The sequence below is a fragment of the Streptococcus lactarius genome, from assembly GCF_016642265.1.
Classification (GTDB): domain Bacteria; phylum Bacillota; class Bacilli; order Lactobacillales; family Streptococcaceae; genus Streptococcus; species Streptococcus lactarius.
This window is the reverse complement of the sequence record NZ_MRXX01000005.1, coordinates 101,795-111,375: the sequence shown is the minus strand read 5'-3', so window position 1 is coordinate 111,375 and position 9,581 is coordinate 101,795. Positions and strand designations below refer to the sequence as shown.

At 42.4% G+C, this 9,581-nt stretch carries 10 protein-coding genes; all 10 read right to left on the bottom strand.

Going from position 1 to position 9,581, the window contains the following annotated elements; translation table 11 throughout:
• Positions 1-32: 32 nt before the first annotated feature.
• The 10 genes from BTU61_RS04485 to BTU61_RS04440 all read right to left on the bottom strand — a co-directional run bounded on the left by BTU61_RS04485 (position 33) and on the right by BTU61_RS04440 (position 9,454).
• Positions 33-584: an ECF-type riboflavin transporter substrate-binding protein gene (locus BTU61_RS04485; RefSeq protein ID WP_049472837.1), complete on the bottom strand. Its 552-nt coding sequence runs from the start codon at positions 582-584 to the stop codon at positions 33-35.
• Positions 585-598: 14 nt separating this feature from the next.
• Positions 599-1,447: an SAM hydrolase/SAM-dependent halogenase family protein gene (locus BTU61_RS04480; RefSeq protein WP_070449864.1), complete on the bottom strand. Its 849-nt coding sequence runs from the start codon at positions 1,445-1,447 to the stop codon at positions 599-601.
• Positions 1,437-2,033, bottom strand: a complete 597-nt coding sequence (locus BTU61_RS04475; RefSeq protein ID WP_200772500.1) for an MptD family putative ECF transporter S component — start codon at positions 2,031-2,033, stop codon at positions 1,437-1,439. Before BTU61_RS04475 ends, BTU61_RS04480 begins: the two co-directional genes overlap by 11 nt.
• Before the next feature lie 12 nt (positions 2,034-2,045).
• A complete protein-coding gene (locus BTU61_RS04470; protein ID WP_200772499.1) occupies positions 2,046-2,738 on the bottom strand; it encodes a methionine ABC transporter permease in 693 nt (230 codons plus the stop codon).
• Positions 2,735-3,802, bottom strand: a complete 1,068-nt coding sequence (locus BTU61_RS04465; RefSeq protein ID WP_200772498.1) for a methionine ABC transporter ATP-binding protein — start codon at positions 3,800-3,802, stop codon at positions 2,735-2,737. The genes BTU61_RS04470 and BTU61_RS04465 overlap by 4 nt, the downstream gene beginning before the upstream one ends.
• Positions 3,795-5,168 (bottom strand): M20/M25/M40 family metallo-hydrolase, encoded by a 1,374-nt coding sequence (locus BTU61_RS04460; protein WP_200772497.1) that lies wholly within the window; start codon positions 5,166-5,168, stop codon positions 3,795-3,797. Before BTU61_RS04460 ends, BTU61_RS04465 begins: the two co-directional genes overlap by 8 nt.
• 73 nt (positions 5,169-5,241) lie before the next feature.
• On the bottom strand, positions 5,242-6,105 hold the full coding sequence (locus BTU61_RS04455) for a MetQ/NlpA family ABC transporter substrate-binding protein (RefSeq protein WP_200772496.1): 864 nt from the start codon (positions 6,103-6,105) through the stop codon (positions 5,242-5,244).
• Between the two features lie 24 nt (positions 6,106-6,129).
• On the bottom strand, positions 6,130-6,957 hold the full coding sequence (locus tag BTU61_RS04450) for an amino acid ABC transporter substrate-binding protein (RefSeq protein WP_200772495.1): 828 nt from the start codon (positions 6,955-6,957) through the stop codon (positions 6,130-6,132).
• A gap of 120 nt (positions 6,958-7,077) precedes the next feature.
• Positions 7,078-8,223, bottom strand: a complete 1,146-nt coding sequence (locus BTU61_RS04445) for an amidohydrolase (protein ID WP_200772494.1) — start codon at positions 8,221-8,223, stop codon at positions 7,078-7,080.
• Positions 8,224-8,365: 142 nt separating this feature from the next.
• The gene (locus BTU61_RS04440; protein ID WP_234700085.1) at positions 8,366-9,454 is read right to left on the bottom strand and encodes a DUF4352 domain-containing protein; all 1,089 of its coding nucleotides are present in this window, start codon (positions 9,452-9,454) and stop codon (positions 8,366-8,368) included.
• Positions 9,455-9,581 lie beyond the last annotated feature (127 nt).

The following is a 9,581-nucleotide window of genomic DNA, read 5'->3' as shown; positions in this document are numbered from 1 at the left end:
ATTTCTGTCCCACTCTCTTATCTTCTGTACATTTAATCTTTGGTCAAACTTCCATCTTTTGTTTGAGTCCGTGCATAAGCGATCAAGAGAAGAGAACCTGCAACAGCCACTGTTAATGCATTAAAAGAACCCGCAACAACACCTTGTAGGAAGACTTTATTGGCACTTTCCTTGTAGATCAAGACATCTCCAACCGGAGCAATCAAGCCCCAGATCACAAGGTTGGATACGATTTGAACGATGTTAAAGACAATTAATTCTTTCTTTGTCACTTCCCCTTTGAATTCACCGATTTGTTTGCGGAAGAAACCAACAAAGAGTCCAAACAAACCACTTGAAATGATCCAAGTCCACCAAAGACCACCTGACATAGCATCCTTAATGGCATGACCAATCAAGCCGATTAAGAAACCGACAATCGGACCAAAAACTACACTAAAGAGAGCTTGAAGGGCATATTGCAACTGAATGCTCGTATTCGGTGCAGGTGCAGGGATTTGCAACATAGCAATCACGACAAAGAGGGCTGCTCCAACCCCAATAGCTACAACATCTTTAATTGAAAATAATGATTTCTGTTTCATTCTGATATCTCCTATTAATTTTCCATTTTTCTAATCTCGATATGCCAAGAAGCCCCAACTCCTACATTATAGGCCTTGGCAAAGGATCCCTGGTTGATGGCAAGACCAACACGATAAAGGGAATTGATATAAAGGATTGGCTGTCCAATTCGCACATCGGCGAAAGACTTACCGTAGGTTACTTGGTTTTGGTAAACCAGCATGTCATTGTTATAGATGGTTACTTCAAAACGTTCCCCAAATTCAGGTGACAAATGATTGAACTCTTCCCGAGTAATGGAAGTCCAAAGAGAACCAAAGCGCACATCTAAAATGTCAACCGCACCTTTAACAAGATTGTCCTCAAGAACTGTCTCAACCACTGGGATTTCCACAATATGTTCGACACTGAGTTCTGGTCCGACGTCTTCAAAACTAATATGGCCACTGGCCAACTTAGCCCCAGTATAGGCGTAGACATCACGCCCATGGAAGGTATAAGAAAACTCTGTATTAGCTCGACGATTCTTCACTTCTGAAATCTCACGGATAGCAACAATCCCTACATGTTTCTTGATAAAAGAGAGAGTGCCATTATCCGGAGTGACAATGTATTGATTTTTCGCCGTTTTAGCTACGACACTCTTTCGTTTGGAACCGACACCAGGATCGACCACCGAAACAAAGGTTGTCCCTTCTGGCCAGTAATCTACTGTCTGAAAGAGACGGTAACTCCCTTCAAAGATATTGTAGGGGGTAATATCATGAGTTAAGTGGTGAATTTTAAGGGTTGGCGATTCTTCTAAAGCAACCCCAATCATAGCGGATACTGCTCCATCCACCAAACCAAAGTCTGACTGAAGAACTAGTAAATTATTGTGCATCTTTATCTCCTTTTTTGTCCAATAATGGAAGAAGGAAGTTCGATAGTCCCCATCCTAATCCAGCACCCAATATGACCGTGAGGACAAACCAAGTGATGGTCGCTAGATCTGGTGATACCATCACCCGATTGACGTAGTCTATCGATTTTCCACGATCCAATAAAGACATGCGGTAACTTGTCGGATAAAACCACATCATCAGGATGGGCCCTGTCGTCGCAAAGGCGAAAATAAGAAAAGACAAGGCATTTCGCAAACCCGAGCGAAAACGACCACTTGATGCGACCATCTCCGCAAAACTCCCTGCTATCAAGGCTGGAACAAAGGCTCCTGCACCATGACGTGAAAAGAGGAAAAAGGATCCGATCACGCAACCAACTAGAAAGACAGCGCCAATGGCTTTGATTCTTTCCAGGTAATAGCGGTAAATGGGACCGCCAATGAGGGCTGAGAAAGCTGGAGCGTAAAACATATTTCCTTGGTGATCGACTAGATTGCTCAGGATAACACCCAGTCCAATCGCTAGGAAATAGAGGAGAATGAAGGCTCCAACTTGTTTCATCTGATTCACATTTAGTCTATTCATAGGACACTGATCCTAACGGTGGCTGATTTTCTTTGAAAGAAAGTCGCCGAAAAATTGAACCAAAACGATGAGGATGAGAATCAATAGAGTCGCAACAAAGATGACATCGTTGTTAAACATATTTTTCCCATAGTTGATGGCTAAGGTTCCTAGTCCTCCTGCACCAACGGCACCCGCCATGGCAGTTTCTCCGATTAAGGAAATGATGGTCACGGTGGTCACACGGATCAAATCTGGAAGCCCTTCACGAAGGTAGACTCCCACAATATCCCAGAAGGTTGCCCCACTGGCTTGGGCAGCTTCAATCACGCCTCCATCCAATTCGGACAAGACAACTTGGACTTGGCGGGCAAAGAATGGAAAGACCGCTAAGGAAAGTGGAACAAGGGCTGCTGTAGGGCCAATGGTATTTTTCAAGAGCAAGTAGGTCACTGGGTTAATAAAGGCCAACAAGATAATGAAGGGAATGGCACGGAACAAGGAAGTAATCTTATCCAGAATTTGGAAGACGATTTTATTTTCGATGACACCCCCAGGTCGCGTCAAGACCAATAATAGTCCGGTCACCAAGCCTAAAAATCCACCAATAATGAAGGAAATAACTGTCATATACAGGGTCAGGTAGATGGCGGTTCCCCATCCATATTGGCTAGACCAGCCTAGTTTATAAACATTTGGTAAATAGGTTTGAATCAATTCAATCATGCTTTTCTCCCATCTTTCACAATAGTCACTGCAACGCCTGCGTTTTCTAATTCTGTTTTAGCAGTTTCTAGATTTTGATTTTCACCTGATAAGATGACCACCAATTCCCCAACTGGAGTGTTGTCAAGAATCTCGATATTTCCAAATAAGATATTGGCAGATACTTGGTATTGTTTGTATATATCATTGATGATGGCGGTATCTGTCACAGATCCAGCATACTTGAGATGTGCTAAAATCGAGTCCTCAGGTAAGTTCTTGACAATCGCTTGTTGGTTGATTTTGACCATGGCTTCATCGATCCCTGTTGCAACTGTGATGAAGTCTTGGGTCAAGGTATTTTTCGGATTGGAGAAGATCTCTAAAACAGAGCCCTCTTCGATCAATTCACCATTTTGCATGACGGCGACTCGATTGGCAATATCCTTGACAATTTGCATTTCGTGAGTGATTAAGACAATGGTTAAGCCGAGTTTTTTATTCAACTCTTGGAGCAAAGCTAGAATTTGCTTGGTCGTCTTTGGATCCAAGGCGGAAGTTGATTCATCAGAGATCAAGATTTTTGGATCATTAGCCAAGGCACGCGCAATCGCTACCCGTTGCTTTTGTCCACCAGACAATTGGGCTGGGTAATTTTCAGAACGGTCAGCTAGACCAACTAGTTCCAACAATTTGGCCACTTTCTCATTCTTTTGTTCTTTGTTTAATTTAGAATGTTTAAGAGCAAAGGCCACATTTTCTGCGACCGTCATTTGGGCCATCAGGTTAAAGTGTTGGAAGATCATCCCGATATCCCGACGTTTCTCTCTTAGGGCAGCTGGTTTTAGGGTCACCTGATCTTGATAAATCACATCTCCATCCACAGTAATGGTTCCGGCGCTAGGCACTTGCAAGAGATTGATGACCCGAACCAAGGTCGATTTCCCGGCTCCGGAATACCCTACAATCCCATAGATATCGCCTTCATTAATATGAATGGTCACATCTTTGACGGCTTGGATCTGACGTTTCTTTTGCTGGAAGGTCACATCAATGTGATCCAGCTGAATCATTGCTTTACTCATAACTTGCTATTAACTCCTTTATCAATTCAATATGGGTGTAATAATCGGCGATTTTCACATTTTCATCGCCCCCATGATCATGACTATTGGCATTGCCGATTCCAAAGGCCGCCATTGGTACTTCCAAAGCTTCAAATACCGTATGCATGGGCCCTGTTCCCGCTGTTGTTGGAAGAACAGAAACTCCTTCTCTATAGAAATCTTTGGCCAACCGAATGACATTTAAAATCGATGGGGCACTCATATCACTTCGGTAACTCATTTCACCGAGAGTATAGACCAATTCGACCTGATCATAACCATTTTTCTTCAATTGCTGCTTGATCTTCTCTAGAACATCTTTAGGATCCAGTCCTGGAACCAAGCGTACCTCCATCTTGGCACGTGCCTCTGCCGGAAGAATGGTCTTGACACCTTGACCTTGATAGCCAGAGCTGATCCCTTCGATATTAAGAGCTGGTTCAAAATAAAAGCGGCGTAAGAATTCCTTGCGATCTTCCTGTAGGACCGGAAGGGTCAAGCCATAGGTTTCAGCCACGTCTGCTGGACCCTTATTGGCATATTGCTCGATCAAGGCCAATTCACGTTCGTTCGGTTCTTGGATTTGCTCGTAAATACCTTCCACCAAGATGCGACCTTGGGCATCTCTGAGGCTTGCAATGGCATTTAACAAGTACCAGGAAGCCGAGTCTACAACACCGCCATAGCTGGAATGGATGTCCACCTCTGCACTCTTTACCACCATATCAAAGGTGACGATTCCCTTGCTACCACCAGAAATTTCCAACTGTCCTTGGTTGTTTCGAGTACCTTGTTCCCATACTAGGAGGTCTGCCCCACGCAAATGTTTCTTGTGTTTGGCCAAGTATTTATCCAAGTCGGTTGATGCAGATTCTTCCGCTCCTTCGATGATAAAGGTGATATTGACTGGTAAGTTTCCCTTTTCACGAATGTATTTTCGAAGGGCTGTGAGACGGGCTGTGATGTGGCCTTTGTCGTCATCGACTCCTCGACCATACATGGTCCCATAATGAACCGATAAGGTGAAGGGATCCCCACTCCAGGGTTGGTCGTCATCAGCCGGCACCGTATCATAGTGGTTATAAAAAATAATGGTCTTGGCATCTGGATTTGGGGAGAAAAATTTGGCAATGACAAAGGGGGCTATGTAGCTATCATCTACTTCTACTTTTGCACCTGCAGCTGTGAAGATTTCGCCTAAATAATTGGCCACTTCCTTGAGCCCAATCTGTTGGGCAAAGATAGATTTTTTTGAAATCAGGGTCCGCAAAACTTCAAAATAATGCTGGGCGACTTCGTCATTTTCAAATTTACGGATTTGTTCCGCTTCTGTTGAAACAGGCATGACTTCCTCCTAATACGCGATAAGAGGCAGAGAATTGCTTCTCCACCTCATTTCATACATTTGAGTCTCTTTCTTAGAAGACTGGTTGGTCCATACCTTCTGAAGACTCTTCAATTACTTTTTTCACATTGTCTTTGTGATAAGCTTTGACGATTTCCTTGATTGCTTTTGCTTTATCAGATTTTTCCCAATCTTTCTTCGCTGCGATCAAATTGTACCATTGTTTTGAGTTGTTATCTTTCTTTTCAATATAGATGGCTTTCTTGAAGTCAACACCAGCTTCACGAACGAAGGTATTGTTGATCACTGCAGCATCTACTGATGGAAGAGCAGATGGTGTTTGTGAAGCATCCAATTCAGAGATCTTCAAGTCTTTTGGATTTTCTTTGATGTTTGACACGTTTGCCAATTTTCCATCTTTAGTATCCAATTTAATCAAACCAGATGATTGCAAGACGTACAAGGCACGGCTTTCATTTGTTGGGTCATTTGGTACAGCGATGGTTCCACCTTTAGGAATTTCTTTAATTGAAGTGTATTTGTTTTTACCGTTTTCTGTACCAGAGTATAGACGGATTGGTGCGATGTAGGTATCTCCTACAGAGACAAGGGCATTGTCGTTTTTAGAGTTCCAGTTATCAAGGAAGTTGTAGTGTTGGAAGGCATTGATATCGACACTACCATCTTTTACAGCCACGTTTGGTTGTGAGTAGTCTGTAAATTGAGTGAATTCCAATTTGATACCTGTTTTAGCATCATCCAAGTTCTTTTGAACTTGGTCCCAACGAGCTTTTTCGGTGTCGCTCAAAGTCATGACACCCACTTTAACGGTTGTTTCACCATCTTTGCTAGATGATTTTGAAGAGCCGCAAGCGGCAAGGGCGAAGGTTGCGATAGCGGCAAGAGCTGTTAAACCAAGAATTTTTTTCAATTTCATTTTGAAATCTCCTTTAATTAAATATTATTCTTTAATATCTTTTGCTTCTGGTAGGTAAGAACCACCAAAGTATTTCTTAGACAATTTTTCAAGGGTTCCATTGTCATAGAGTTCCTTGATGCGTTTGTTGACAAATTTTTGAAGGTCTTTATCTTCTTTTGCAATGATTGGATACACATAAGGTTGTTGGTCGCTTGGAAGCTCGATAACCTTCAAGTTGTCATAGCCTTGATCACGAATGATGGTATCCACTGAGATCCGTTCGAAGATCTTGTAATCGGTACGACCATCCGCTAGATTAGCCATGATGGTTTGAATGGTTCCATCCGTATACTTCAATTCTGTCGGATTGTCCGCATGTTTTTTGTTGTAGTCTTCTAACTGTTTAGCAGTAGATGTTCCTTGAACAACTTCTGTTTTCTTACCACCAATATCATCCAAAGATTTAATAGAAGAATCTTTTGGCACGACCAATACTAATGGATTGCGAGCATATGGATTTGGATAGAGGTATTTTTCTTCCCGCTCTTTTGAGTAGCTGATGTTGTTGGCACCGATTTGGAAGCGGTCACTATCTAAGCCAGCAAAGACTGAAGACCACTCTGTTTTGTTAAAGTTTACTTCATATTTGTCTGAACCTTTGAAGATTTCACGCAACACTTCGATTTCATAACCGGTTAGCTTGCCGTCTTTTTCTTCGTAAGAGAAGGGTTTGGTTGTTCCAACCGTCCCAACTTCGATGGTTTTCTTACCACTGGCTGATTTACCAGATGAACATGCTACTAAAGCACTGGTTGCAAGGACTGCAACTAATCCTAAAGCAGAATACTTAATCACTTTTTTTAGATTCATAGGATCTCCTTTTGGGTTTCAGGCACATAAAAGGCCATTTTAAAAGTATTTTTTTATTCTATCAGAAAAGCATTCACTTGCCTAATATATATTTTTTATGAAGGTGATAGTTTTTCTTTATCACACTTCTTTGGCTTTAAAATACCGCAATAAAGCTTGCGCATTTTCAACATAATAGGGAACCGATACCTCAAAGGCTGCATCATCAATGGTCATGTGATCATGATGGAGGTCTGGCGCATCCGGCTCTCCATTGGAACCGATAAAGGCAAAGACTCCAGGAATTCGCTCTTGGTAAAAGGCGAAGTCTTCTCCAGCTGTAGAAGGGTTCGCTGGGATCACTTCAGCCAAACCTTGTGAAGCTTCCCAAACTACCCGCGTCAGTTCCTCATCATTAAAGGTAACGGGCGGGGTCACCCCCCACTCAAAATCTACATCTACTTCCAGACTTTCTGCAATGTGTCGAATGATGGAAATAAAATGTGCCTTCAAGTCTCTTTGCACACTCGGATTAAAAGAACGAATGGTTCCTTCAAAATAGCCTGATTTGGGAAGCACATTCCAAGTCGAACCAACATCTAGGTGTGTAATGGATAAAACCGCTGCCTCAAAAGGCGAAACCGTTCGGGATATCAACAACTGTAAATTCTGAACCATGGTTGTCACGGCTGTTACAGTATCAACTCCTAAGTCTGGTCTAGCGGCATGGCTACTAACGCCCGTCACACTGACCTTGAACTTTTCCACTCCAGCCATCATGGCGCCAGAATTGATGGCAAGTTTTCCTGCCTTTAGCTGGGGAATGTTGTGAAATCCAATAATTCCTTCTACATCATCCAGCAATCCAGTCGCTAAAACTGCAGACGCTCCTTCAGAAATTTCTTCTGCCGGCTGAAAGATCAAGCGAATGGTCCCTTCTAGCTGGTCTTCTTTTTCCTTGAGAAGGGCCGCAGCTCCCAAGAGGCTGGTCTGATGAAAATCATGACCACAGGCATGCATGACTCCAGGATTTTGACTTTTGTAGGGAAGGTTTGTTTGTTCTAAAATGGGGAGAGCATCGATATCCGCCCGAAGTGCCACCACTGGACGGCCTTTCCCAATTTCTGCAATCAAACCCGTTTTCAGACCACTATCCAAAACACGGATTCCCAAGTCCTCCAACTTTTCTCGTAAAAAGGCAGTTGTTTGGTATTCTTGACCCGATAATTCTGGATGCTGGTGCAGGTAGTGGCGAATCTCTGCTAACTCTTCATAAGAATAAGCCACAGGGCCTCATCTCCTTTCAAACATAAAACTATTTTATCACTAATCGGTAGTGCTGTCTAATTCCTGTTTTTTGGGCTTTGTTATAGTCAGGAACTATAACAAAAAAACACTTCTGGATCTGGTCCCAGAAGTGTTGGTCTTGTTAGGATAGGTTTCCTTCAAATTTTTCCATAAAGCTATCACTATTGTAGGCTTTTTCCACTTCCCACTTGCCGTCTTTTTTGACAAAGGTCAATTGGAAATCATAGAGGTCAGGTGTAATGAGCGGACGATCTTTCAGCGAAGCCATCATTTCTTCTCGGTAAACTTTGTTCTGAGCTTGATTGGCTTCAATGATATTTGGATAGTCTTTGCGATGCTCTTGGTAGAAGGTTTGCATATGATTTAGAATGGTTTTTTCCATGCTGACCGTTTCAGGATTTAAGCTGATCACCACTCTATCAGGAAGGTACTCTTTCACCGTGTAGGTCAATTTTGCCCGCTTGGCATTTTCTTTTTCATAGGCATCGATAAATTGGGTCACTTCTTCATTTGAGAATTGGTAATCATGCAATTTACGAGTAAAGTCCGATGCAAATTTGGCCCGAAAATCGTTGCGCTCTTTTTTCAAGTCCGTCCCCAAGACAAATTGATCATCCTTGTCGACTTTTCGTTGCCCGCTAAAGTAGACTTGATTGATGTACTCATCTGCCAAAACGCTAGCATTTTCTACCTTGTTCTCGTATTTGGAAGAATCAACCGTAAATTTGAGTGGCTTAGATTTTTTATCTGAGCTATAAGTTTTGCGCTCGTACTGAATTTCGTATTTTTTTCCTTTTTCAGCAGGAAAGACGATGTAACCCGAGACTTTCTTATCCTTGGCTAACTGATCGCTCTTGAGCAATTGAAAGGCCTCACTTTGATCTGCGATAGCTGTTTTCAATTTGACCTTGTTATTTGATGAGTCATAGACAGTAATATCAGAATCCGACACATTCACAGAGTCCTTGGAGACATTTTTAAATTCCAATTGAACTGCTAAATAAGTCCCATCTTCTGATTGGTTGAAAACCGGTGGCTTAATGTATAGGCCTCCTTTGAGGCTGACTTCTACTTGGCCGTCGGATGCTGAGGTCCCCGCTGACTTTTCGGTCTTAGATTGCTGGGAATTATTTTTTTGAGAAGTTGCACCACAAGCAGCTAGACTGAGAGTTGCAGCGGCTAGGATGCTCCATTTGAAAATCTTTTTCATCATCATCTCCTTAAACTTTTTTTCTATTGTAACATGTTTTCCCCCTTATGTATACGCTACATAGTGATAAGTAAAAAGAGAGTGGGACAGAAATCGGTCATTCGTTAGAATTCGATTTCGTCGTCCC

Coding starts and splice junctions, on each gene's coding strand:
- BTU61_RS04470 (WP_200772499.1), bottom strand. CDS start 2,738: ATGATTGAATTGATTCAAACCTATTTACCAAATGTTTATAAACTAGGC.
- BTU61_RS04475 (WP_200772500.1), bottom strand. CDS start 2,033: ATGAATAGACTAAATGTGAATCAGATGAAACAAGTTGGAGCCTTCATT.
- BTU61_RS04440 (WP_234700085.1), bottom strand. CDS start 9,454: ATGAAAAAGATTTTCAAATGGAGCATCCTAGCCGCTGCAACTCTCAGT.
- BTU61_RS04460 (WP_200772497.1), bottom strand. CDS start 5,168: ATGCCTGTTTCAACAGAAGCGGAACAAATCCGTAAATTTGAAAATGAC.
- BTU61_RS04480 (WP_070449864.1), bottom strand. CDS start 1,447: ATGCACAATAATTTACTAGTTCTTCAGTCAGACTTTGGTTTGGTGGAT.
- BTU61_RS04455 (WP_200772496.1), bottom strand. CDS start 6,105: ATGAAATTGAAAAAAATTCTTGGTTTAACAGCTCTTGCCGCTATCGCA.
- BTU61_RS04465 (WP_200772498.1), bottom strand. CDS start 3,802: ATGAGTAAAGCAATGATTCAGCTGGATCACATTGATGTGACCTTCCAG.
- BTU61_RS04450 (WP_200772495.1), bottom strand. CDS start 6,957: ATGAATCTAAAAAAAGTGATTAAGTATTCTGCTTTAGGATTAGTTGCA.
- BTU61_RS04485 (WP_049472837.1), bottom strand. CDS start 584: ATGAAACAGAAATCATTATTTTCAATTAAAGATGTTGTAGCTATTGGG.